This is a genomic window from Pedobacter aquatilis, from assembly GCF_032678405.1.
GTDB lineage: Bacteria > Bacteroidota > Bacteroidia > Sphingobacteriales > Sphingobacteriaceae > Pedobacter > Pedobacter aquatilis_A.
In genome coordinates this window covers 421,987-444,866 of sequence record NZ_JAVTSJ010000005.1, presented here as the reverse complement: position 1 = coordinate 444,866, position 22,880 = coordinate 421,987, and the positions used below count along the sequence as shown (strand labels likewise).

At 37.2% G+C, this 22,880-nt stretch carries 24 protein-coding genes; 8 read left to right on the top strand and 16 right to left on the bottom strand.

The annotated features are described in order from the left end of the window. Window positions 1-15 precede the first annotated feature (15 nt). From R2R71_RS15750 to R2R71_RS15740, 3 genes are all read left to right on the top strand, one after another. Window positions 16-327, top strand: a complete 312-nt coding sequence (locus tag R2R71_RS15750) for a DUF3467 domain-containing protein (RefSeq protein ID WP_316832242.1) — start codon at window positions 16-18, stop codon at window positions 325-327. A 77-nt stretch (window positions 328-404) separates the two neighbouring features. Beyond that, window positions 405-1,628 carry an OmpP1/FadL family transporter gene (locus R2R71_RS15745; RefSeq protein ID WP_316832241.1) on the top strand — a complete coding sequence of 408 codons (1,224 nt, stop codon included), beginning with the start codon at window positions 405-407 and terminating at the stop codon, window positions 1,626-1,628. An 11-nt stretch (window positions 1,629-1,639) separates the two neighbouring features. After that, on the top strand, window positions 1,640-2,923 hold the full coding sequence (locus R2R71_RS15740) for a G-D-S-L family lipolytic protein (RefSeq protein WP_316832240.1): 1,284 nt from the start codon (window positions 1,640-1,642) through the stop codon (window positions 2,921-2,923). A gap of 46 nt (window positions 2,924-2,969) precedes the next feature. Here the strand turns inward: R2R71_RS15740 and miaA are convergent, their stop codons facing one another. From miaA to R2R71_RS15720, 4 genes are all read right to left on the bottom strand, one after another. Further along, window positions 2,970-3,896 carry a tRNA (adenosine(37)-N6)-dimethylallyltransferase MiaA gene (gene miaA, locus R2R71_RS15735; protein WP_316832239.1) on the bottom strand — a complete coding sequence of 309 codons (927 nt, stop codon included), beginning with the start codon at window positions 3,894-3,896 and terminating at the stop codon, window positions 2,970-2,972. A 77-nt stretch (window positions 3,897-3,973) separates the two neighbouring features. Beyond that, on the bottom strand, window positions 3,974-4,627 hold the full coding sequence (locus tag R2R71_RS15730) for an IS1096 element passenger TnpR family protein (RefSeq protein ID WP_316832238.1): 654 nt from the start codon (window positions 4,625-4,627) through the stop codon (window positions 3,974-3,976). A 98-nt stretch (window positions 4,628-4,725) separates the two neighbouring features. Continuing rightward, window positions 4,726-6,132: a CCA tRNA nucleotidyltransferase gene (locus R2R71_RS15725; RefSeq protein ID WP_316832237.1), complete on the bottom strand. Its 1,407-nt coding sequence runs from the start codon at window positions 6,130-6,132 to the stop codon at window positions 4,726-4,728. Window positions 6,133-6,242: 110 nt separating this feature from the next. Beyond that, a complete protein-coding gene (locus R2R71_RS15720) occupies window positions 6,243-6,809 on the bottom strand; it encodes an L-threonylcarbamoyladenylate synthase (protein WP_316832236.1) in 567 nt (188 codons plus the stop codon). Between the two features lie 96 nt (window positions 6,810-6,905). Between R2R71_RS15720 and R2R71_RS15715 the strand changes: the two genes are divergently transcribed. After that, window positions 6,906-7,667: a GLPGLI family protein gene (locus tag R2R71_RS15715; RefSeq protein ID WP_316832235.1), complete on the top strand. Its 762-nt coding sequence runs from the start codon at window positions 6,906-6,908 to the stop codon at window positions 7,665-7,667. A gap of 151 nt (window positions 7,668-7,818) precedes the next feature. Continuing rightward, window positions 7,819-8,379 carry a DUF4136 domain-containing protein gene (locus R2R71_RS15710; protein WP_316832234.1) on the top strand — a complete coding sequence of 187 codons (561 nt, stop codon included), beginning with the start codon at window positions 7,819-7,821 and terminating at the stop codon, window positions 8,377-8,379. Between the two features lie 3 nt (window positions 8,380-8,382). On the opposite strand, the gene R2R71_RS15705 is transcribed toward R2R71_RS15710, so the two are convergent. Beyond that, window positions 8,383-9,498 (bottom strand): glycosyltransferase family 1 protein, encoded by a 1,116-nt coding sequence (locus R2R71_RS15705; RefSeq protein ID WP_316832233.1) that lies wholly within the window; start codon window positions 9,496-9,498, stop codon window positions 8,383-8,385. 76 nt (window positions 9,499-9,574) lie between these two features. Beyond that, window positions 9,575-10,393, bottom strand: a complete 819-nt coding sequence (locus R2R71_RS15700) for a 2,3,4,5-tetrahydropyridine-2,6-dicarboxylate N-succinyltransferase (protein ID WP_316832232.1) — start codon at window positions 10,391-10,393, stop codon at window positions 9,575-9,577. A 192-nt stretch (window positions 10,394-10,585) separates the two neighbouring features. Here R2R71_RS15700 and R2R71_RS15695 point away from each other — a divergent pair, with 192 nt between their 5' ends. Further along, entirely contained in the window at window positions 10,586-10,984 is a 399-nt protein-coding gene (locus tag R2R71_RS15695) for an RNA-binding S4 domain-containing protein (RefSeq protein WP_316832231.1), read from the top strand. Here R2R71_RS15695 and R2R71_RS15690 read toward each other — a convergent pair whose 3' ends face one another. Next, on the bottom strand, window positions 10,985-11,755 hold the full coding sequence (locus R2R71_RS15690) for an EcsC family protein (RefSeq protein WP_316832230.1): 771 nt from the start codon (window positions 11,753-11,755) through the stop codon (window positions 10,985-10,987). Between the two features lie 109 nt (window positions 11,756-11,864). On the opposite strand from R2R71_RS15690, the gene R2R71_RS15685 reads away from it, so the two are divergent. Continuing rightward, window positions 11,865-13,790, top strand: a complete 1,926-nt coding sequence (locus R2R71_RS15685) for a TlpA disulfide reductase family protein (RefSeq protein ID WP_316832229.1) — start codon at window positions 11,865-11,867, stop codon at window positions 13,788-13,790. Window positions 13,791-13,953: 163 nt separating this feature from the next. Here the strand turns inward: R2R71_RS15685 and R2R71_RS15680 are convergent, their stop codons facing one another. Beyond that, a complete protein-coding gene (locus R2R71_RS15680) occupies window positions 13,954-14,550 on the bottom strand; it encodes an OmpH family outer membrane protein (protein ID WP_316832228.1) in 597 nt (198 codons plus the stop codon). 384 nt (window positions 14,551-14,934) lie between these two features. On the opposite strand from R2R71_RS15680, the gene gyrB reads away from it, so the two are divergent. Beyond that, the gene (gene gyrB / locus R2R71_RS15675) at window positions 14,935-16,893 is read left to right on the top strand and encodes a DNA topoisomerase (ATP-hydrolyzing) subunit B (RefSeq protein WP_316832227.1); all 1,959 of its coding nucleotides are present in this window, start codon (window positions 14,935-14,937) and stop codon (window positions 16,891-16,893) included. A gap of 197 nt (window positions 16,894-17,090) precedes the next feature. Here gyrB and R2R71_RS15670 read toward each other — a convergent pair whose 3' ends face one another. The 8 genes from R2R71_RS15670 to R2R71_RS15635 all read right to left on the bottom strand — a co-directional run bounded on the left by R2R71_RS15670 (window position 17,091) and on the right by R2R71_RS15635 (window position 22,813). Beyond that, on the bottom strand, window positions 17,091-18,017 hold the full coding sequence (locus tag R2R71_RS15670; RefSeq protein WP_316832226.1) for a bestrophin family protein: 927 nt from the start codon (window positions 18,015-18,017) through the stop codon (window positions 17,091-17,093). A 29-nt stretch (window positions 18,018-18,046) separates the two neighbouring features. Next, complete coding sequence (locus R2R71_RS15665) at window positions 18,047-18,541, bottom strand: hypothetical protein (RefSeq protein ID WP_316832225.1); 495 nt, start codon at window positions 18,539-18,541, stop codon at window positions 18,047-18,049. Between the two features lie 169 nt (window positions 18,542-18,710). After that, window positions 18,711-20,063 carry a HAMP domain-containing sensor histidine kinase gene (locus R2R71_RS15660; RefSeq protein WP_316832224.1) on the bottom strand — a complete coding sequence of 451 codons (1,353 nt, stop codon included), beginning with the start codon at window positions 20,061-20,063 and terminating at the stop codon, window positions 18,711-18,713. Beyond that, window positions 20,063-20,740, bottom strand: a complete 678-nt coding sequence (locus tag R2R71_RS15655) for a response regulator transcription factor (protein WP_316832223.1) — start codon at window positions 20,738-20,740, stop codon at window positions 20,063-20,065. Before R2R71_RS15655 ends, R2R71_RS15660 begins: the two co-directional genes overlap by 1 nt. A gap of 167 nt (window positions 20,741-20,907) precedes the next feature. After that, on the bottom strand, window positions 20,908-21,447 hold the full coding sequence (locus R2R71_RS15650) for an SRPBCC family protein (RefSeq protein ID WP_316832222.1): 540 nt from the start codon (window positions 21,445-21,447) through the stop codon (window positions 20,908-20,910). Window positions 21,448-21,508: 61 nt separating this feature from the next. Then, entirely contained in the window at window positions 21,509-21,904 is a 396-nt protein-coding gene (locus R2R71_RS15645) for a group III truncated hemoglobin (protein WP_316832221.1), read from the bottom strand. Beyond that, on the bottom strand, window positions 21,894-22,328 hold the full coding sequence (locus R2R71_RS15640; protein WP_316832220.1) for a hypothetical protein: 435 nt from the start codon (window positions 22,326-22,328) through the stop codon (window positions 21,894-21,896). The genes R2R71_RS15645 and R2R71_RS15640 overlap by 11 nt, the downstream gene beginning before the upstream one ends. A 59-nt stretch (window positions 22,329-22,387) precedes the next feature. Then, window positions 22,388-22,813, bottom strand: coding sequence for an aspartyl protease family protein (locus R2R71_RS15635; protein ID WP_316832219.1), 426 nt, complete (start codon window positions 22,811-22,813; stop codon window positions 22,388-22,390). Between the last annotated feature and the right edge of the window lie 67 nt (window positions 22,814-22,880).

The window sequence follows — 22,880 nt, the reverse complement described above, 5'->3', positions numbered from 1 at the left end:
ATTATAAACTTACCCATGGAAGAACAGCAGAACGAAAACCAGTTAAACATAGAGCTATCAGAAGAAGTTGCCGAAGGAATTTTTTCAAATCTAGCCATCATCACACACAGCAATACAGAGTTTGTTCTTGATTTTATCCGCGTAATGCCGGGTTTACCAAAGGCTAAAGTGAAATCGAGGATTATTTTAACACCAGAACACGCAAAACGATTGTTAACGGCGCTGGAAGATAATATCCAAAAATTTGAACACGTTAACGGCCGGATTAAAACACAGGAAGAGCCTCCGTTTCCAATGGGATTTGGCGGACCTACTGCCCAAGCATAATTTTCTTTTAACATTCTCAAACAAATACTTGATTACTATGTTAGCATAGTATACATTTGTGCTATAACCATATATAAATGAAAAAAATTTTATTGAGCGTATTACTATCCGCCCCATTATGGGTTTTGGGGCAGGGTTTCCAGGTTAATTTACAAGGGCAAAAGCAAATAGGTATGGCCGGAGCAGGTTCGGCGTTGGCATTGGATGAAGCTTCTGTATTTTATAACCCTGGTGCAGTTAGTTTCTTAGAGAAAAACTCAGTTTCAGCAGGCGTTAACCCATTATTGTTTAAATCAGCTTTCCAAAGAAGTGGTTCGAATATAACTGAAAATGTAAAAAATAAAATAGCGCCACCTTTTGAGGCTTATGCTGTTTGGGGACCGAAATCGAATAAATGGAAATTAGGATTAGGTGTTTACACGCCATTTGGTGGGATGGTAGATTGGGGCAACGACTGGTCTGGAAAATATGCCTTAACTTCCTTAAACCTAAAAGCAATTTATTTCCAACCTACTTTAAGCGTTAAAATTACAGATCGAATCGGTATCGGTGCAGGATTTGTTTATAACCATGGTGAAGTAAATCTTCAGCGGGCCTTACCGGTTAATTTTCCTGATGGAAGATCTGGACATGCTACATTAGAAGGTACAGGAAAAGGTTATGGCTGGAATGCTGGTATTTATATCAATACCTTAAGTAATATCACTTTTGCTGTAGTTCATAAATCAAAGGTTGTAACCAAGTTAGATGGCGGAACAGCAGAATTTGATGTGCCTAACTCTTTAAGAACATCATTCCCTGCCGGAAATACATTTAACGCAGAACTACCATTACCATCTACAACAACATTAGGTATTGGTATACCACTTTCTCAAAGCACTACTTTGGCTTTTGATGCCAGTTGGGTACAATGGAGAGTTTATAAAGAATTAGCTTTCGATTATGCAATTAATACATCGGCACTGGCTGATACTAAATCTGCCCGTAATTACCGTGATGGTTCTTCATTTAAACTAGGTGTGAATCATAAGGCATCAGATAAACTTGCTTTAAGAGCCGGTGTAGGTTATGCTTTTAGTCCGGTACAAGATGGCTATGTAACGCCAGAAGCTCCGGATGCTGACCGTTATATCCTGAGTGCAGGTATCGGTTATATGCCTACGAGTCATTTTGAAGTTAATGCATCATTCTTTTTTGAAGATGTTAAATCGCGTAAACAAAAGAACTTAGAAACCGGATTGGATGGTACATTTAAAACATTAGTTTATGCGCCGGGTATTTCATTAACTTATAAATGGTAGGAGAATCACAAATGAAAAAATATATATTAAATAGTTTTTTAGCTGCTGTTATTCTTTTTGCTGCAGCTTGTAAACCTGAAATTGATACTACAGCAGGTACTACTGCTGGTCAGGCGAACTTTAGTAAATACATTGCCGTAGGTAATTCCCTAACCTCGGGCTTTGCCGATGGCGGACTTTACCTTGAAGGGCAGAAAGTTGCGTATCCAAATTTAATTGCAGCACAAATGGCAACTGTTGGTGGTGGAAGTTTTACTTCACCCTTTTTTACCGATGCACAGGCTAATGGCTCCGGGTATTTAGCACTTACTGCATTGGTTAATGGCACACCAACCATTAGCAGTGTTACAACTAACCTTGCCTATCGTGATGCAACTCATTTAACCAAGTATTCTGGTGAGGTACAGAATTTGGGTATTCCTGGTATGCGTGTCGATTTAGCCTTTGCTGCTGCTTATGGTGCCGCCAATCCTTACCTTGAGCGTTTATTGACCGATACGCAGGTTGGTACAACCACTTATTTTCAATTTATTCAAGGTAGAAATCATACCTTCTTTTCTTTATGGTTAGGGAATAATGACGCGTTGGGCTGGGCAACCAATGGTGGTGTAACTACCGATGCTACGAACGTTTTAACGGATAAATCTACTTTTGCATTATTGTATTCAAATTTAGTGAATGCATTGACTGCCGGAGGACAAAAAGGTGTTGTAGGTACAATTCCAGATGTAACAGCGATACCATATTTCAATACGGTTACCGTTGCTGCACTTTTAAATGCCGCTAAGGCGATCAATCCGGCTGCAGCTGCAATTTATATTCAAACCGGAACAGGTGCAGTTCGGGCTGCAACCGCAGAGGATTTAATCCGCTTGCCATTTCAATCTGCTGGTTTATTTGGTGTAGTAAATTCAGCGGGTATACCTTACGGTTTACATCCTTTAAACCCTATTGCAAATAACTGGGTACTTGATAAAGATGAAATTGTAAAAGTTAAAGATTATGTAACCAGCTACAATAGCAGCATTAAATCTTTGGCCGATAGTAAAGGACTTGCTGTTGCTGATACCTATACTTATCTTAACCAGGTTAAAACCGGACTTATGATTCAAGGCATAGGCATTAACGCTTCATTTATCACTGGTGGTGCGTTTTCACTTGATGGAGTTCACTTAACGCCTCGTGGAAATGCTGTTATAGCCAATGTTTTTGTTGATGCCATCAATGGTAAATATGGATCAAATATTCCTACTATTGATATTACACAATACAGAGGCGTGAAGTTTCCTAATTAAATAAATTAAATGCTAAGAAAAAGGGGTTCCGATCAGGAGCCCTTTTTTATTGGCTATCGAGCAACTTCATATCGATAAGTTTTATCACCTTATCGATATCGTGAGGTTCAAACCAATTAATCTCATCATCTCTCCTAAACCAGGTTAGTTGCCTTTTTGCAAACCGGCGAGTGTTTTGCTTTACAGCAGCAATAGCATCATCAAGAGTTGTTTTGTTATCCAGGTAATCAAAAAACTCACTATATCCCACTGTATTTAAGGCATTGTAATCTTTATAATGGGCTAAAGATTTGACTTCATTTAAAAGCCCGTTTTCAATCATTTTATCTACCCGAAGATTAATGCTACTATATAATTGAGCCCTATCGGTGTTCAAACCTATTTTAATGATGTTAAAAGGTCTTTGTTTTTTTGTAGCAGAAAGCATTGAGGAAAGTTTCTGCCCGGTTGAAAGGAATACTTCCAAACCTCTGATCATACGCTGAGGGTTATTTTGATCTACTTTCTCAAAATATTCAGGGTCGTACTGCTTAAGCTGATCCTGGATTACCTGTAAACCTTCTTCCTCAAACTGCTTATTTAATTTTGCACGGATTGCGAGATCTATTTCCGGCATTTCATCCAGGCCATTTACAACAGCGTTAATATATAAACCACTGCCACCAACCATTACGGCCAAATCGTGGTTTTGGAAGATAGTTTCTATCGTTTTTAGTGCCTGTACTTCAAAATCGCCAGTACTGAATAATTCATCTACTGAATGGGAATTGATGAAATGGTGTTTTGCAGCAGCTAACTCAGCCGCGTCGGGTTTAGCTGTGCCAATTTCCATTTCTTTATAAAACTGTCTTGAATCGGCCGATAGTATTTCTGTTTTATAATGTGTAGCAACTTTTATAGCCAAAGCCGTTTTGCCAATGGCTGTAGGGCCAACAATAACCAATAAAGTTTTTTTGTTCTTATTATGCGGCATAAGGTTAAGGTATAAAAAAACTGCCGGATGGGGTTTATCCGACAGTTAAAATATTTTAAAAACTAAGCTTGAAATTTCTAGTAGTCGTCTTTATGGCCGTCATCATCGTAGCCTTCATTATCAGAAAACTCGTTACCGAACTCGTCTTCATTTTCATCATTTTCATCATCTTCATCACGCTCCTCTTCATTAATGCCCATTTCGCCCATAGCTTCAAGTTCATCGGTATCTTCAGGAACGAAATTCATTTCATTAAGGAAATCAAATTCGCTTGCTGAAGCACTTGAGCCACGCGGATCAACAGCCTGTGGGCTATTTCTTTCCAGAATTTTAGGCGCTTCGCCTGAACTTTTAGCTAAAAAAGGATATTCAATATGCGGGTCGGCATCTAAAATAATCTTAACCAGCTCTACGTGGAAATCGTATGGACGATCGAAGTTATAGGTATAATAAAATTTCTGGTGCGGATCTTCAATAAAGCCGCTAAGCTTCGAATTTTCCATCAAAACAACTCTGTCTTTTTTACGTTCGCTGGGTAAGTAAGCAATTTCATCGCCTTTTAGCCAGTTATCGGTACTTACGTAAAAAGATGAAGGTTTTTCGGCATTGTAATCAGTAGATTTATGGATTGCTTTATGTAAATCTTCGAATGTCTGGTTAGATTTAATGTCGATTTCTCTTACAACATCATCAAAATCTTCGAAAGTAATTTTAAATTTATAAATAGCCATTGTTGTTTCTTGGAGCTGTAAAAATAAAGTTAATTTGTTTTATCGCAAAACAGCAATTGCGAGAAAATGTAACCAATAGGGTTGAGTTGTCGATTAAATTATTTATTAACAGGATTTAATCCCATTTGTTTTGCCAGATTAAGCATAAAGTTAAACGCTTCAGTGTAGTCGTTTGTTATCTCACCTTCTAAAATTGCCTCCCGGATAGCATTTTTAATTATACCCACTTCTTTTCCGGCATCGAGTGCAAATGTTTCCATAATATCGTTGCCTGTTATCGGCGGTTGCCAGTTTCTTAACTTGTCACGCTCTTCAACGTCTTTTAGCTTTTGTTTAACGAGTTCGAAATTGTTACGGTATTTGGTCTTTTTGTATTCGTTTTTGGTTGTTACATCGGCATTGCAAAGCATCATTAAGCTTTCAATTTCTTCACTTGCATCAAAAAGCAACCTGCGAACAGCCGAATCGGTTACGGTATCCTGGGCTAAAACAATTGGCCGTAAATGTAACTGAACAAGTTTTTGAACAAATTTCATTTTTTCATTCAAAGGTAACTTTAGCTGGTTGAAGATTTTAGGAACCATTCGGGCACCTTTGTCTTCATGTCCATGAAAGGTCCAGCCATGACCTTCTTCAAAACGCTTGGTAGCAGGCTTGGCAATGTCGTGCAATATTGCAGCCCAACGAAGCCATAAATCATCTGTGTCAGCGCAAATGTTATCCAGAACCTCTAAGGTATGGTAGAAATTATCCTTATGTCCTTTCCCTTTTATAATATCTACGCCATAAAGCTGAGCCATTTGCGGGAAAATGAGGTGGAGCAATCCTGTATCAAAAAGGAGTTTAAAACCTATTGAAGGTTTTTTCGCTAAAATGATCTTATTCAGTTCGTCGGTAATCCGCTCTTTTGAAACAATACTGATGCGCTCCTTTTGTGTTTTTATTGCAGTTAGTGCTTCATCATCAATTTTAAAATCTAACTGTGTTGCAAACCTGATTGCCCTCATCATGCGCAAAGGATCATCAGAAAAGGTTATTTCGGGGTTTAATGGCGTACGTATCAACCTGTTTTCCAAATCCTGAACACCGTTGAAAGGGTCGAGTAATTCGCCAAAGTTATCTTTATTTAGGTTGATGGCTAAAGCATTAATCGTAAAATCGCGGCGAAGCTGGTCATCTTCCAAAGTTCCATCTTCAACTATAGGCTTTCTCGAATCAGAACGGTATGATTCTTTTCGGGCACCAACAAACTCGATTTCTAAATCTTGTATTTTAATGTTGGCGGTGCCAAAGTTTTTAAAAACAGCGACTTTTGTATTTAGTTTTTTGCCTACAGCCTCTGCATAATTTATTCCGCTACCGACTACCACCACATCAATATCTTTTGAAGGGCGTTTTAAGAATAAATCGCGAACAAAGCCGCCAATAACATAGGCTTGCACCTGGTTTTTATCGGCTATGGCTGATAAAGTTTTGAAAACGGGATTTTGTAGATGTTCCTGCATAATAGTATTCTTGCCCTACTGAATTTATTTCAGTAGCTGATGCCTGAAAAACCCCTGAAACAGGAACTCCGTACTACAGAATGGCAATAAGAATTGCAAAAGTAATAAAATTACTTACGAATAAACTGAAACTGGCCTCCCGGCGAAAGTTTCATTATTGTTGATGGTTTTTTCGATGTTCTGTTTTCCTGCTCAAAGTCTACGATGTAATCAACAGCATCAATAATTTCAGGACTGATGTCGTCGAAATTTTTTGGTGATGGTTCACCACTTAAGTTGGCTGATGTAGAAACAATCGGTTTGCGAAAGCGCTGAATAAGGGGGGTGCAAAAGTCATGTTTTACGATTCTTATCCCAACGCTTCCATCTTCATTGATAACATTTTTTGCCAAATTTTTTGCCCCTGAGAAAATAACTGTTAGTGGGTTTTCAGCATATTCAATTAAGTCATAAGCTACTTTAGGAACGTCTTCAATATAACTTTGGATTTTGCTGTCAACATCCAAAAGAACAATCAGGCTTTTCTCAGCAGGACGGTTTTTAATTTTCAATACTTTATCAACTGCCTCAGGATTGGTTGCATCGCAGCCTAAGCCCCAAATTGTATCTGTAGGATATAAAATTACTCCACCAGCCTTCAACACTTCTAAAGCCTTGTTAATTTCTTCTTTAAGCATAACACAAAAGTATTTATTATTAGCTGAAGTTAAATAATGTTAAGGACAGATTTTTAACATTACTATTTGCTAGCTTTACCTAAAACGCTTTTAAAAATGAAAAAAATAGTCACATTCTTATTTCTTTTAGGGTTTACTTCAGGATTGTTTGCCCAGCAAAAAATTATTTTCCATTATAAATTTGTACAGAATATTAAAGGAATAACTGGTGGCAGTGAACTTGAATTGTATTACCAAAACGGGAACTCACTGGAATTACCTAAAATAAATGATACGCTGAAAAATACAACAACCTACGAGGGGGCAAACGTTGTTATGAGGAGGGTTATAAGAGAAAATGATAAGAAACCTCCTTTTGTATTAAAATCTCCGGCCAGCAATAGCCTTATCTTTGCCCAGCGACTATGGATACAGCCAGCGATATTGGTTGTGGATACGCTGAATAATTTTAAATGGAATATTTTTAATGAAACTAAAAGTATTGGTGGTGTAGTTTGTACTAAAGCAGAAACGAATTTCAGAGGTCGTAAATACACGGCATGGTTTAAGAAAGACAATGCTCTGCAAGTTGGTCCGTGGAAATTTGGAGGCTTGCCTGGTATAATTTATGAAGTAAAAGATTCGGAAGAGCTTTTTACTTACCTTTTAACCGGATATGATTTTGTAGATAGTTTTCCCGTTGACTTACAATTACCAGCGCTATATAATGATGATATCATGATTAGTCAGAAGGATTTTATCGCGAAATGGAAAGATGTTAAAAAAGATGTTGAAAAAGATAATGATAAGATTACCTATACACTAATTGGTACATCGAATATTAAACATGAAGTAGCACCAATTCAGGAATTATATTGAGCGATGGTAAAATAAGCAAATACGTGTTATTTTTTATTAGCATTCTCCATAAATTAAATCTCTTTGTAAAATTTAGATCAACTGTAACCTTTTCAGTTTAAAATTGTTATATTTAGTACAGGTTATTTAATAAACATAAACACGAGAACAAATGAAAATTTTCCCAAAATTATTAATGCTGATTGCCGTTGTGATCGCATTTTCCGGATGTTCGTCGCTCCGGACTGCCTCAGATTATGATAAAAGCGTAGATTTTAACGCTTATAAAACTTACAATTTTTACGATAAAGGTATTGCCCGGGTAAAACTGAACAACCTTGATAAAAGAAGATTGATGGCGGCTGTTGAAGCTGAAATGAATGCGAAAGGATTTACCAAATCAGACCGACCTGATTTATTGGTGAACCTTGTTGTTGTTGCCAGAGAGAAAACTGATTTCTATGGCCCTGCTTACTATGGTGGCTGGGGATGGGGTTGGGGCTGGCGCGGCGGATGGGGAGGTTGGGGCGGATGGGGCTCCAATTACGTTAACCAGTACATCGAAGGAACCATTATTATCGATTTCTTAGACCCGGCTAAAAAGATTTTATTCTGGCACGGCCAGGGGGCTGGTTTTAACCTGGATAATTTCAGTAAACGAGAGCAACGTTTGTATACAGGGGTTAAAGAAATTCTGGCGCAATACCCTCCAAATGCAATTGCAGCCAAATAAGGTTTAACTCAAAATATTTTTATAGCAATTTATTAATTGCTCCGTCACTACAGGGCTGTTGAATTTCTGAACAAATTCCAGCCCTTTTCTTTTCATATGTTCCTGCAAAGCGGTTGATGAAAGAACGTGATTTATGGCAGCTGAAAGCTCATCGGCATTATCTGGCGAAATGTAGATGCTATCCGGACCACCTGCTTCTTCGAGGCAAGAGCCTGTGGCTGCAATAGTTGGAATGCCGCTGTATAATGCTTCGATAATCGGGATGCCAAAACCTTCGTAAAATGAAGGATAAACAAAAAGTTTTGCGAGCTGATAAATGCCTGGTAAATCTGAGAATGGGATGTTCTGTAGAAAGATTATCCGCCCGTTTAATCCAAGTTGCTGTATTTCTTTTTCTACGGTTTTAAAATAAGCAGTCTGCTTTCCTATTACAACAAGTTTATAGGCTTCGTCAACATTTTTTAATGCCTGAACAAGTAGTTTGAGGTTTTTACGCGCTTCAATTGTGCCAACATTAAGAATGTATCTCTCTGGTAGTTTGTAAGTCAGATTAATTCGATTTAGCGTATCTGCATCGAGATTACATTTAAAACTATCATCGCAACTCTGGTAAATAACATCTATTTTATCAGGATCTATCCCATAAAATTCGATAATATCTGCCTTGGTTTTTTCACTTATGGCAATAATTCTGTTTGCCCTCTTACATGCCGATTTACTTTTCCATTCATATAATTTCCGATCGATAAATTTGTAGTAGGAAGGGAAGCGAAGGAAAATTAAATCATGAATGGTTACTACAGATTTAATCCGGGTATGTTGTATAGCCAGAGGGATTTCGTGGCTTAATCCATGAAAAAGCTGAACATCATCTTTAACTAAATCTTTTAGGATATTAAGACTTCTCCAAAGAAAGGGGCCACTTTTCGGTAGCTTTAGGAGGATATTATCTTTACTGAAAAAAGAATCGATTTGTTTAGCCGTTTTTACTTTCGGCGTATAAACAAGGTATTGGTTTTCCGGAAATTGTGTCGCCAGCGATTCAATTAAGGATCTACTATAATTGCCTAAACCCGTTAAGTTATTTGCAGCACGCTTGCCATCGTAACCAATTTTCATAGAGGTGAAAGGTTTAAGGTAAAAGGTTTAAGGTTTTGGATGTGCCTTACACCCTAAACCTTATACCTCAAGCCATTTATACGGCTACGTTATTTTCTCTTAACGCATCGTTAAGTGAAGTTTTCTTGTCGGTACTTTCTTTACGTTTTCCAATAATTAAAGCACAAGGAACCTGGTATTCGCCTGCAGGGAATTTCTTGGTGTAACTGCCAGGAATAACTACTGAACGGGCAGGAACTATACCTTTATACTCCACTGGTGAAGGGCCTGTTACATCAATGATTTTAGTTGATGCTGTTAAAACAACATTAGCGCCTAAAACAGCTTCCCTTTCAACTTTAACGCCTTCAACTACAATTGCTCTTGAGCCTAAAAATGCATCGTCTTCAATAATAACCGGTGCAGCCTGAACAGGTTCTAAAACACCGCCAATGCCAACACCACCACTCAAGTGAACACGTTTGCCAATCTGGGCACAAGAACCAACAGTTGCCCAGGTATCAACCATGGTACCTTCATCTACATATGCACCAATATTTACATAAGATGGCATCATGATAACCCCTTTAGCCAAATATGCACCATAACGGGCACTGGCCATTGGTACAACACGAACTCCTGTTGCTTTATAATCGGTTTTTAATTCCATTTTATCGTGGTAAACAAATGGACTGTTCTTAATTTCCTTCATCTCGCGGATTGGGAAATATAAAATAACAGCTTTCTTTACCCATTCATTAATGCCCCATGAGTTTAAAACAGGTTCAGCAACACGAATTTCACCTTTATCTAAGCCCTGAATTACGGTTTCGATGGCTTCGCAATAGTTGCTATATTTTAAAAGGCTTCTGTCTTCCCAGGCGGCTTCAATAAGTTTCTTTAAATCTGAATACATGATGTTTTTAAATTTTACGCAAAATAAATCAATTTTTACTTATTAAAGGGTTAATTGTTCAAATTGTTTGTTCTTTGGTTAACTGGCTAATTGTTTAAATAGGTAAACTGCCTGATTACGCTCGATACAATTAACCAATATAGCGATTAACCAGTTTATACATTTAACCTAATTGCGTACTTTTGTAGCTTTATGGCAGAAACAGAAAAACTCAGGATTGATAAATATTTATGGGCGATAAGGTTGTTCAAAACCCGAAGTCTGGCTACGGATGCCTGTAAGGCAGGAAGAGTGAAGCTTAATGGTCAGAACATAAAAGCCTCGGCGGTAGTGAAAATCGGTGATGTTTACCAGGTATCGAAAGGAATTGAAAAGAAAATTATTGAAGTGGTAGATTTTTCATACAACCGTACTGATTCGCCAACAGCATTAACCAAGTATAAAGATCTAACACCTGTTGAGGAAACACATGCGTTTAAATCAGCTTTCCATGCGCCAACGCTTAAACGCGATCGGGGAACAGGCCGTCCAACCAAAAAAGACAGGCGGGAAACCGACGATTTGCTGGAAGGGATATTTGAAGAAGAGTAATCAGTTTTTAGTTGCCAGTTTTGAGTTTTCTTCATGCGTACCGTTAACCGCATATTGCAAACTGAAATACCTCATCCGGTAACTCATTATTGCTGTTTTACCCAGTTTTTCAATTAGTTTATAATTTGCAACAGCACCTACTGCTGCGCCAACAAAAGGTAGCATTTGCGCCAGTTTAGCCAAATCAATATAATCGCGATATTGTTGCTGAAAAGTTAACCAGTCAAATTCATCAATATTTGTCGGAAGCAGGTGCGCTTTATTGTCCCAATGCTCCATTTTCAGGTACACGTTTTTACTTTCTTCTTTACTGGAAAAGGCCAGTTGAAAAATATGAAGAATAAATAATCGCTCACGGTAATCTTTTACATCATAACCATAAACGGCTGCGATATCAAAAAGCATTTTCATTTTAATGCTTAATAATAAAGGGAAATCAGCCAGGCTCATCAGAAAACCTCCGGCACCTGTAATACCGCCCTCTGCTGCACCGGTTTTTTTATAATTATTAATCTTTTGCTTAATCAAGGCCTCCCGATGCATCAGGGTTAAATCGGTAACAGGCTTTGATGTGGTAAATGCCGACCCAAACAGCACCGCTTTAACCATTTGTTTTATTGCAAGCGTTATGGCATCATGAACTTTATCAGGGATATAGCTATTGATTTTTTTCTGTACTTTATCCGTAACCTTATTAAATAATGAAGGTTTCTGTAAAATTTTAAACTTCCAGAATTCCATTTCGCTTGTAATTTTTTGATCGTAGGTCATCCTTTTTAACTGCAATAATTATTCCTCAAAATTTAACTAAAAATAGCTTGTAAAAAATATTTATAAACTATATATTTAGTTACTTTATAAAATCTTTAACCTACTCATTATGAAATTGTTTAAATTATTGTTGGTGTTGCTTGCAGCTGCTGGAGCGGCTAAGGCACAAGGGGTGAAATTTTCAGCTGATAAACCTGAAGCAGGTACAACAGTTAAATTTACGTACGACCCCAAGGGTACAAATTTGCAAAATCTTGCCGATGTAAAATGTACCTCATATTCTTTTTATACTTCTACCGGGCCAAAAAGTAAGCGGATAGATTTAATAAAAGATGGTGAATTATATAAAGGTGAAATTGCCGCCTCGGATAGTGTTACACTTGTTGGATTATCCTTTAATGTTGACGAGCAAAAAGATGAAACACCGGCAGGATACCTACTAGAGTTTACCAAAGGAGGAAAAGTGTTGCCTGAAACCTACATCCATGAGGCATTTATGTATGGTTCAGCGGGTAATTATTACCTCGGACTAACGCTGAACAGTGAAAAAGGGGCTGAGCTTTATAAAAAAGCTTTTACTGAAAAACCAGCGCTTTTTGAAAAGTACCGTTATAGCTACCTTTCTTTAGCATACAAGTCAAATAAAGAAACCGGTACCAAATTAGTAGAGGAAAATATTGCTAAAGTAGCTAAAATTAAAGAAGCTCCAGAGAGTGACTTAATTTTTATGTTAAATGCTTTTAGCATAATTAAGAAAAAAGAGCAGGCTGATTCTGTTAAGGCAGTGTTGCTGAAAAAGTATCCGATTGGAAATTATGCTTATGGCCAAGACATGAACGCCCTTTATTCGGAAAAAGATGCAGCAGTTATTGAGCAAAAGGCTACGTCCTTAATTTCCAAATTCAAGCTTGATCCGGCTAAAAAAGCCGATGCTGCCAGGTTGACATCTATTTATAGTATTGTAGCTAATGCATTTGCAAAAACCACTAATAACGAGAAGTTTGAATTCTATGCAGATAAAATCAGTAACAAATTAAGCAGAGCAAGTATTTACAATCAATTTGCCTGGCCTTTAGCCGAAAAGAAGGAAAATCTTGCCTTTGCAGCGAAGATTTCAAAACAATCGCTGGAGTTGGTTGAACAAGCGAAAGGTGAAGAAATGCCGGCATATTTTTCAACTAAAGAGGAGTATTTAAAAAATCTCAACCAAACTTATGGTATGTATGCCGATACTTATGCTTTATTGCTTTACCATCAGGGAAATTTTAAGGAAGCATTATCAGTACAAGAGAAAGCTATTCCTATGTACGGAACATCAGTTTCTCCTGATGTGACAACACGTTATGTTACTTATCTGATAAAAGATGGACAAAATGAAAAAGCATTTACTGAAGCTGAAAAACTAATCAGAGAAGGAAAAGGATCTGATTCATTAAAAAATGATTTTAAAAGATTATATGCTGGTTTAAAAAAACAAGGAACCTACGAAGCATATATGGCTAACCTGGAAAAGGATGCTAATGCAAAAGCACGTGCCGAGTGGACTAAAAAAATGATTAATATTCCTGCTCCCTCATTTACGCTGGCAAATTTAAAAGGGGAAAAAGTAAGCCTGGCAGATTTAAAGGGAAAAATTGTTGTATTAGATTACTGGGCAACCTGGTGTGGGCCTTGTGTGGCGTCTTTCCCGGGTATGCAGAAAGCAATGGCAAAATATTCTGGCAATCCTAATGTAGTGTTCCTGTTTGTGAATACATGGCAAACAGAAGAGAACAGAGAGAAAGTGGTTACTGATTTCATTGCTGAGAAAAAATTAAACTTCAATGTTTTATATGATACAAAAAATGCTAAAGATCCATCTAAATTTGATGTTATAAGTGCTTATAAAGTTGATGGTATCCCAACTAAATTCATTATTGATGGTGAAGGAAATATCAGGTTTAAAGCAGTTGGTTTCTCGGGTTCGGACGATGGTGTAGTTAAAGAGATTGATTCTATGATTGGTCTGCTCACCACAAAAGAAGCTAGTAAATAACAAAAATGCCCGGTTTTAACCGGGCATTTTTGTTATTATTCAATAGTGCAGGTCCTTTTAATTTCATAAAATCTTCAAGCTTGTCCGTTTTCTTATCAAACATTATAGGGTAAAAAAAATGCCCTGACTATGCAGGGCATTTAAAATAAGTATTTTTTAATGATTATTTTTTTGCGTATTCAGCGTTTAAGCCTTTAATTACTTCAGAAGTAACATCTAAGCTCTCATCAGCAAATAAAATAGCACTGTTACCTTTAGAATAAGTTAATACCATTTTATAACCTTTTTCTTTAGCGTAGCCTTTTAAGTAACCAGCAACTTTATCGTATAATTTTTCATTTTCCGCAGCCTGCTCATTTTGTAAAGCACCACCAGCATTTTGCTGATAAGTTTGCAACTCTTGTTGTTTACGACCTAAACGCTCTTCAGTAGCTTTACGTACATCAGCAGCTAAACTACCAGCAGTTTGTTGGTACTGTGCAACTTCTCTCTGAAAAGCCTGTGTTTTAGCTTGCATATCCGCCTGTGCGCTTTTAGATTTACCTTCAAATTTTACTTTGAGATCTTTATAGTAATCGTATTTGGTTAATAACGAATCAGAGTTTACAAATACAATTTTCTCCCCAGCAGAAACAGCTGCAGTACTACCTGTTTTTTTTGTTTCAGTTGTTTTAGCGTCTTTGTTCTGGCATGCTGAAAATGCAGTAATTAATGCTGCGGTTGCAAATAAACCAAAGGTTTTCAAGGTTCTTCTTTCCATTATTGTTTAATAAATTTTAGCAAAGATAAAAATGATAATTATTTATGCAATAAATACTTTTTAAAGCATAAGCTTTTATATAGTAATTGTTTACAACCAGATTCAACGCAGGTTAAGCAAGGCTTATTGTTGAAAAGAATAACTTGTTAATTTATTTTTTATAAGTTTTAAGGTCGTTGCTGTTCGCAATCTCATGGTTGTGAAATGGAAATTATTGCTGCAAAATCCTGAAGAAAAATAGGGGGGATAGAGGGGCTTTCAGGTATTTTTATATGCTGCCTGTCAGAATTAAAGCGGTGATTTTAAACGGCTAAAACTTATCCACATATTAGTTTAAATGCCGAAATTTCCGTATTTTTGATACTTATAGTTTTTAATTAAAATATGAGCGAAGAACAAGATTTAAAGTCAAATTATTCGGCAGATAATATACAGGTTTTAGAAGGTTTAGAAGCGGTGCGTAAGCGCCCTTCAATGTATATAGGCGATACCGGTGTTAAGGGTTTACACCACCTGGTTTACGAGGTTGTGGATAACTCTATCGATGAGGCACTTGCCGGTTATTGTACTGATATTCTGGTAACTATCCACGAAGGTAATTCAATTACCGTAGAAGATAATGGACGTGGTATTCCGACAGGAATCAACACTAAAGAAGGAAAATCTGCATTGGAAATCGTTATGACGGTTCTACATGCGGGGGGTAAATTTGATAAAGACACCTATAAGGTATCAGGTGGTTTGCATGGTGTAGGGGTAAGTTGCGTTAACGCCTTGTCTACACATGTAAAAACCGTTGTACACCGTGAAGGTAAAATTTTTACACAGGAATACGAACGTGGTAAACCTTTGTTTGATGTAAAAGAAATCGGTACATCAGATCGTACAGGAACTATCCAGACGTTTCAGCCTGACGCGGAAATTTTCACCCAAACTTTAGAGTATAAATACGATACACTTGCAGGTCGTTTGCGTGAGCTTGCATTCTTAAATAAAGGAATTAAGCTTACCTTAACTGACGAGCGTGAGAAATTGGAAGATGGTTCATTTTTATCAGAAACTTTCCATTCGGAAGGTGGTTTAAAAGAATTTGTTGCCTTTTTAGATGGTACACGTACTTCATTATTAGTGGAGCCGATTTATATCGAGGGCATTAAAAATGGTGTTCCGGTTGAGCTTGCTTTTCAGTATAACGACAGCTACTCGGAAAACGTTCACTCTTATGTAAACAACATTAATACGCATGAGGGCGGTACACATATTGCGGGTTTCCGCAGGGGCTTAACGCGTACGTTAAAAAACTATGCCGATAAGGAAGGTTTGTTAAAGAACGTAAAGATGGAAATTACAGGTGATGACTTTAGAGAAGGTTTAACTGCTGTAGTTTCAGTAAAAGTTGCTGAGCCTCAATTTGAGGGACAAACGAAAACTAAGCTGGGTAACAGTGAGGTGATGGGGTCAGTGGATGTTGCTGTAGGTGAAGCTTTGGGTAATTATCTTGAAGAAAACCCGAAAGAAGCTAAATTGATTATCAATAAAGTGATTTTGGCTGCCACAGCCCGTGCCGCTGCCCGTAAGGCCCGCGAAATGGTGCAACGTAAGAGTGTTATGGGAGGTTCAGGCTTGCCAGGTAAACTTGCCGATTGTTCTGATAGTGATCCGGAAAGATGCGAAATCTTCCTGGTAGAGGGAGATTCGGCAGGTGGTACTGCCAAACAAGGTCGCGACAGGAACATTCAGGCCATTCTTCCTTTGAAAGGTAAAATTCTGAACGTTGAAAAAGCCATGGAGCATAAAATCTACGAGAACGACGAGATTAAAAATATGTTTACCGCTATCGGCGTTAGTATTGGCACGCCTGAAGACGATAAAGCATTAAACCTGACAAAGTTACGTTACCACAAAATCGTAATCATGACGGATGCTGATATTGATGGTTCGCACATTACTACTTTGATTTTAACATTCTTCTATCGTTATATGAGGGCGTTAATCGAAGCGGGTTATGTTTATATTGCTTCGCCACCACTTTATCAGGTGAAAAAGGGTAAAGATTTCGAATACTGCTGGACTGATGTGCAACGTGATGCCGCTGTACAACGTTTAAAAGGTGCTGGTAAAGAAGATAGCGTACACGTACAACGTTATAAAGGTTTAGGTGAGATGAATGCTGAACAGCTTTGGGAAACCACTTTAAACCCTGCTACACGTACCTTAATGCAAGCTACTATTGAAAGTGCAGCAGAATGCGATCATACTTTTTCTATGCTAATGGGCGATGAAGTTGCTCCTCGTAGAGAATTTATTGAACGTAACGCAAAATATGCTAAAATTGATGCTTAATTGAGCTAAAGCTTTAAATTACTCAAAAGCAAAAAATAAAAAACCTCTGACAAGTAATACTTGCAGAGGTTTTGTTGTTTAGAATCGATAATTATTAAGTCAATTATCAAACTTATCTTAAGCCGTTTCCATCCAGAAACGGCTTGTTGATTAACTAACCAGCCCAAACATGGACTTCAACTAAAAATCTATAAGAATTATAGAATGTAATAAGAGCCAACAGGCGCTAATTCGGTTTGAGGTTTATCCTCATATATTTTATTGTCATCAAGCATCTGACACAAATCCCTTTCAATCGTTCGGCAGATGGTTGTTGTGGGCGTATCTGTAGGTTTATTCTCAAATGGATCCTGAAGATGAACAGCCATTTTCTCTACTAAAAGAAAGAACGCCGCAATGGCAACAACTAAAGGAACTTCCATGTAACCAAAGTACTCTATTAAACCAAATGGTAATAAAACGATGAATAAGTGGATAGACATGCTGATGTATTTACTGTAGGTTACCGGGAAAACGGTATTTTTAATTCTTTCAGAACCACCCATGTGATTACACAAGCCGCAAATAATCTTATCTATCTCTATTTGCTGGTATTTATTGATCCAGCCTTCCTGTAGGGCCTTTTTTAGATCCATGCCATGTAACTCAAGCAAGGAAGTCGTTACGTTTTTACGTTTTTTAATAAAGGCCATTTCATCGGCCGAAAGGTATTGTTCTAAACCTTTACGCGGGTTAAAGCCCCTTAGTGCCTGACTTAAGGCATAACACCAGGCAATTTGTCTCTTAATGAAACCTGCTTTAAAGGCTTCTATTTCATCAAGACCATATGGGTTTTCTACAAACGACAATATCTGGCGGGATATAGATCTGGAATCGTTAACAATTGCACCCCAAAGTGTTCTTGCTTCCCACCATCTATCGTACGCCTGGTTAGAACGAAATGCCAATAGTAGTGATATTATGGTTCCCAGCAATGCAGGAACTGCAACCGGAATAGAAATACGTGTAACGTGAAAGTTTTGATATAATACTACAATCCCAATCGAATAAGCGATAACGAAGAGTAGCTCTTTTTTGATTTTTCCGAATATATATGTGACCGGAATATTATTTCGTAGCAGCATGATATATAAAATTTAAAATTGATATTAAATTAAGCATTCAGCACTTGCGGCTGAGCTTCCTGAATTTTAGTATCAATTAAGTTTTCAGAAGAATGAACAGTTAAAGCATTTAAGTAAAGCACTTCACATCCAGAACGTTCTGTTAAAAATTTAGGATTGATACTATATTTGTTAATCGGCTTAAAGTCGTAATTTTTCAAATAGGCGATGTAGTTTACATCGAAGGCTTCAATGAAATTCTTGAATGCCACAACGGTACTCCCGTAAAAATACTCAATACCAATCGTATTTATTTGTTCCGGAAACTGGCTTTTGTATTGATTTATCTTTTGATAAAAATCGTCGCTAACATTCTCGTAATCGCGGCTTCGGCGGCTTAGCATTAGCATGTCGGTAATGGAATCAGATAATTTAAAAGCATGCAAAAAGATGATGTTTAATTTCTCTGTTGTGTTTAAAACTAATGATTCTATTATTTTGGTGCTCTCTAAGTTAAAGTCTGTAGGAATTAATACTGTTTTCATAATGTACTTGTTTTAAATGAATTGATTAATTATTTAATACAAGTTTAAGCTGATGGTATTACAGCGGGATAAGAGCAAGATTAAAACGAGATTAGAATTTAGTTGAGTTTAACCGATTAAAGGTTTAGCTGTTTAATTGCTATGACGTTTAAGTTAAATAACTGACGAACTAAGCAATGATCGGTAATATCACCTTTATTTCTGTTCCAATACCTTCCTGCGATTTAATGGCAATGCTGCCACGGTGTAAACGGATGATATTTAAAGATAGCGGCAGGCCAACACCATATCCTTTAAACTGGTTTGTATTTGATGCCCTGTAAAAAGGTTCGAAGATATGCTGAACATCAGATGCCGGAATACCAATGCCCTGATCGGTTACTGCAATTGACAGGATGTTTGACTTACTTTCGAGCACTACTGACACCGGTTTGTTGTTGGAATATTTACAGGCGTTACTTACAATGTTTGTAATTGCCAGTTTAATGAGGTTTTTGTTAACCTTTAAAGTAAGTTGTTCCTCATCTTCCGGTAAAGCACTGAGGTCGATTTCTATTTTACTATCGGGATGAACCTGATGAACCGAATCTTTAATCTCCCACAACAATTCATCCATCCTTACCTCTTCACGAGGCTGGTTTTTGCCGTTGAAACCTGATTGCGCCAAACCAAGCAGGCTGGTTAAAATATGCTCAAGCCTTTCGGATTCATCTTTGATTTTAGTTAAGGCCTTATGCTGTTTTTCAGCATCATCCTTAGCTTTTATGGCCAGTTCCACTTCTCCGCTAATGATGGTTAAAGGTGTTCTTAATTCGTGCGAAGCATTACTAATGAAGTTGTTTTGTGTTTCGAAAGCAGTTTCCAGACGATTAAGCATATTGTTAAAAGTTTCTGCCAGCTGCGACATTTCATCGCTGCCTTTTTTTACATCTAACCGTAAATGGAGATTTTCGGCCTTAATTTTTTTTACACTTTTAATTACGTTTCTCAAAGGCATCAACATGTAGTTCGAAAACCGCCAGCCAACTACAAAGGATAATATTACCGATAAGAAGAAACCGATAATGAGGATTTTTTGGAGGTCTTTCAATTCCCTAAAACCAAAAGGGTCGTTAGCGGAAACCACAACGATATAACCATTATTGCCCTTCTTAAAAAACTTGCCGGCATAGAAATGATTATCTACCCTGTACCTGGCCATAAAACCGGCGTTAATTCTGTTGTAGAAACTTTTAGGAAGAACGATATCGGCTTTTATTTCAGGTTTTCCTGCTCCCAGGATATATTCTTTTTCAGATGAAAGCCTTTCCAGGTACTGGTTACGCATTTTGGCGTATACCTGGTTGTTGTCATCATTGTAAAGTTTAATCTGTGCCGCGATATTTACCCTCGCCTCCAGTCGCTTGTAGAAATCTTCGAAAGCAAATTCATTAGAGAAATACCAAACAAAACCGCTTAGCAGCGAGATAATCACTGCTGAAAGGATTGCAAAAAGAAGCGTTATTTTTTTAGCGATTTCCATTATTTTTCTTTCAACACATAACCTAATCCTACTGCGGTATGGATGAGTTTCTGGTTAGCGTTTTTATCTATTTTTTTTCGCAGGTAATTTACATAAACGTCAACCACATTTGTACCGAGGTTAAAATCGATGTCCCAAACACTTTCCAGGATATCAATACGCGACAAGATTTTCGATTTATTTTTCGCCATGTATTCAAGTAAACGGTACTCGGTAGCGGTAAGGGTAATATCTTCCTGATTTCTTTTAACCGTTTTTGCACTCAGGTTAATTTGTAAATCGGCAATAGAAATAATCTGGTCTAAAGAAACTGTTCCACTGTATCTTCTTAACAATGTTCTTATCCTGGCGAAAAGTTCTGCAAATTTAAACGGCTTAATCAGGTAATCGTCGGCACCATTATCGAGACCATTCACTACGTTTTCAGTGGTTCCCAAAGCCGTTAGCATAATGATTGGTGTAGTAGGTTTTTGTTCTTTGATGATTTTGCAGAGTTCCAGTCCATTTATTCCGGGTAGCATGATATCGAGGATTATCAAATCGAATTGATTTTCCAGTGCCATTTGTTTGCCAATTAAGCCATCGGGTGCAATGCTAACGGTAAAACCCTCCTCGGTTAAACCTCGCGAAATAACCGAGACAACGCTTGGCTCATCTTCTACAAGTAATAAATTCATCTTTGGCAAATAATCTAAAAAATGGTGAAATTCAAAATCTTAATTAATTAAAATCGCTCGTAAAAGCTTTTTTAACGTAAATGCGACACATTTTGTTTGATTTGCCTATAGCGTGAACAAAAAAGCCCTCCATGATTGGAGGGCGCTTAATATAGTTTTTTCTTTAATTAATTTCCTTTTTCAGATTTTTCTTTCAGGCTTGCAAGGCCACTTTCAAAATCTTTACCAATCATTTTGTCCATTCCACCCATTACCACACACATCCATTTGCTGATTAAATTATTCTCGCCACTCATGGTCCAGGTAACTTTGTTTCCGGTGCCTTCAGGCTGAATATCGAATTTTGTGTCAGCATGGCTTTCAAATGGTTCTTTGAAAAACAAATCCACATCAACATGTTTGTAAGGATCAACTTTTAAAATTTTCATTTCACCCGAGCCCATCTCTTTTCCTACCCAGGCATACACATGTCCTGGTTGTTGTGGCGTTCCTGAAAATGTTGTTTTTGCTGTTGGTTCCATTTTTGCCCAGGGATTCCATTTGTAGAATTCGTTGAAATCTGCAACATTTTTGTAAATCACACTATCGGGAGCGTTGATTACGGTACTTCTGTTTACCGAATAGGTTTTCGGCAGAAACAGCCCACCAACTACAATAATTACAATCAGCACAACGATAATGCTGAGTAAAACTTTTAAGAATTTCATAATTTGAATTGTTTAGTTACTTAAATTTAAAAAGAAAGCGAGCTAAATCAAAATCATAATTTTAATGGATATTGAACCTTGGTTTTGGCGAATTCAGTTTAAAATGCATCAGGTCGGCAATTGATTGTGCTTTCTGTTTAATGGTTTCAGAATTTTCTCCTTCAAATAAATTGTCTACTGTTTCAAAGAAAATGCCTTTCCATGCAACAAATTCTTTTTCCTTTAGCGATGCTTTTTCGCTAAGCATAAAATGCGAAATCATTGGATTGCCTTTATAAATTGCTTTTCCAAATAATATACTTTCCCAGAAATCGTACATTTTTGGCAAGTGATGAGACCAGTCGACTTTTGCTATATCGGTAAATATCGGGCCAATTAGCTTATCCTCCTGAACTTTTCCATAAAAGGTATCAACCAATAAAATGATGTCGTTGCGGTTTAGAATATCATTTTTCATATTTCAGATCTTTTAAGTTTAAGAAAGCAAATACGGTAAGCGACAAGAATTTAAAGCATTCTAAAATGATATAAAGAACATGGTGATAGTCGGGTGTCGGGTTTGAACCACTTAAAACCAATTTTGCCCTGGCATCTAATAAAGGCAGCAACCAAAAGGTATCGGTAATCAATATTATGGTAATTATGAATAAAAGAGCGCCTTTAAAGTTTTTCAAGACAAATTTCGAAGCACAAAATAATATAATTACCAGTAAGCCGACTTCTATTTTATTCAAGGCTTGAAAAACCAGTTGTCCGATTCCCAGACCAAGCTTTATCGTTATTCCGGGTGCCTGAAATTTAAGCGGAGCTTCCAGAAAACTAATACCCGCAATTAATCCGGCCCAGAAAATTGTACAGAAGATGATTATGTTCTTTCTCATTTCTTTACAAATATGAGCTTAAATTAAAGGTAAAAAATGATAGGAGTCAAGGAATAAAGTTATTTGTATAACTTAAGTTTTAATTTATTGTAATTGATGGTGGCTTTATACTTCATTAAAATATCTCCACCGATTATGCTCATAATTGGTGGATGACCAAACTGCTGATACGTTTCACTTACCGATTGCAAATCAAAAGCAACAGTTTCATAGCCTTTAATTTTAAGCGAACCGATTTTAAGTTCAGGAATAGTGGCCTGAATGGTAGTGGTGGTTGTAAAAAGCGTTGCGGCATTAATTTCATCAGAAACCTGCAGTGTTTCAGCAAGGTGCTGCTCAATAAGTCCTTTATCAAAAACACTTCGTGAGGCGCCGGTATCTAAAACTGCGTAGTGTTTTTGTTTAAAAACAACAATTTCCACCAAAAGATGGAAACCGTCGTCTTGTAAATTAATAAGTTTTAAAGGGATCGAAATCGATTTCATTTTTTTATAATACCTGAGGCTCTTTCATTTTTTAGCCTGGGTTTTAAATGTTGTTCACCACTTAAGA

What these genes read in the sequence shown, in the direction of transcription:
- R2R71_RS15710 (WP_316832234.1), top strand. Translation starts at nt 7,819, where the DNA reads ATGAAAATTTTCCCAAAATTATTAATGCTGATTGCCGTTGTGATCGCA.
- R2R71_RS15660 (WP_316832224.1), bottom strand. Translation starts at nt 20,063, where the DNA reads ATGGAAATCGCTAAAAAAATAACGCTTCTTTTTGCAATCCTTTCAGCA.
- R2R71_RS15665 (WP_316832225.1), bottom strand. Translation starts at nt 18,541, where the DNA reads ATGAAAACAGTATTAATTCCTACAGACTTTAACTTAGAGAGCACCAAA.
- R2R71_RS15655 (WP_316832223.1), bottom strand. Translation starts at nt 20,740, where the DNA reads ATGAATTTATTACTTGTAGAAGATGAGCCAAGCGTTGTCTCGGTTATT.
- R2R71_RS15705 (WP_316832233.1), bottom strand. Translation starts at nt 9,498, where the DNA reads ATGAAAATTGGTTACGATGGCAAGCGTGCTGCAAATAACTTAACGGGT.
- R2R71_RS15750 (WP_316832242.1), top strand. Translation starts at nt 16, where the DNA reads ATGGAAGAACAGCAGAACGAAAACCAGTTAAACATAGAGCTATCAGAA.
- miaA (WP_316832239.1), bottom strand. Translation starts at nt 3,896, where the DNA reads ATGCCGCATAATAAGAACAAAAAAACTTTATTGGTTATTGTTGGCCCT.
- R2R71_RS15685 (WP_316832229.1), top strand. Translation starts at nt 11,865, where the DNA reads ATGAAATTGTTTAAATTATTGTTGGTGTTGCTTGCAGCTGCTGGAGCG.
- R2R71_RS15635 (WP_316832219.1), bottom strand. Translation starts at nt 22,813, where the DNA reads ATGAAATCGATTTCGATCCCTTTAAAACTTATTAATTTACAAGACGAC.
- R2R71_RS15670 (WP_316832226.1), bottom strand. Translation starts at nt 18,017, where the DNA reads ATGCTGCTACGAAATAATATTCCGGTCACATATATATTCGGAAAAATC.
- R2R71_RS15640 (WP_316832220.1), bottom strand. Translation starts at nt 22,328, where the DNA reads ATGAGAAAGAACATAATCATCTTCTGTACAATTTTCTGGGCCGGATTA.
- R2R71_RS15695 (WP_316832231.1), top strand. Translation starts at nt 10,586, where the DNA reads ATGGCAGAAACAGAAAAACTCAGGATTGATAAATATTTATGGGCGATA.
- R2R71_RS15650 (WP_316832222.1), bottom strand. Translation starts at nt 21,447, where the DNA reads ATGAAATTCTTAAAAGTTTTACTCAGCATTATCGTTGTGCTGATTGTA.
- R2R71_RS15725 (WP_316832237.1), bottom strand. Translation starts at nt 6,132, where the DNA reads ATGCAGGAACATCTACAAAATCCCGTTTTCAAAACTTTATCAGCCATA.
- R2R71_RS15690 (WP_316832230.1), bottom strand. Translation starts at nt 11,755, where the DNA reads ATGACCTACGATCAAAAAATTACAAGCGAAATGGAATTCTGGAAGTTT.
- R2R71_RS15715 (WP_316832235.1), top strand. Translation starts at nt 6,906, where the DNA reads ATGAAAAAAATAGTCACATTCTTATTTCTTTTAGGGTTTACTTCAGGA.
- R2R71_RS15720 (WP_316832236.1), bottom strand. Translation starts at nt 6,809, where the DNA reads ATGCTTAAAGAAGAAATTAACAAGGCTTTAGAAGTGTTGAAGGCTGGT.
- R2R71_RS15680 (WP_316832228.1), bottom strand. Translation starts at nt 14,550, where the DNA reads ATGGAAAGAAGAACCTTGAAAACCTTTGGTTTATTTGCAACCGCAGCA.
- R2R71_RS15730 (WP_316832238.1), bottom strand. Translation starts at nt 4,627, where the DNA reads ATGGCTATTTATAAATTTAAAATTACTTTCGAAGATTTTGATGATGTT.
- R2R71_RS15745 (WP_316832241.1), top strand. Translation starts at nt 405, where the DNA reads ATGAAAAAAATTTTATTGAGCGTATTACTATCCGCCCCATTATGGGTT.
- R2R71_RS15700 (WP_316832232.1), bottom strand. Translation starts at nt 10,393, where the DNA reads ATGTATTCAGATTTAAAGAAACTTATTGAAGCCGCCTGGGAAGACAGA.
- gyrB (WP_316832227.1), top strand. Translation starts at nt 14,935, where the DNA reads ATGAGCGAAGAACAAGATTTAAAGTCAAATTATTCGGCAGATAATATA.
- R2R71_RS15740 (WP_316832240.1), top strand. Translation starts at nt 1,640, where the DNA reads ATGAAAAAATATATATTAAATAGTTTTTTAGCTGCTGTTATTCTTTTT.
- R2R71_RS15645 (WP_316832221.1), bottom strand. Translation starts at nt 21,904, where the DNA reads ATGAAAAATGATATTCTAAACCGCAACGACATCATTTTATTGGTTGAT.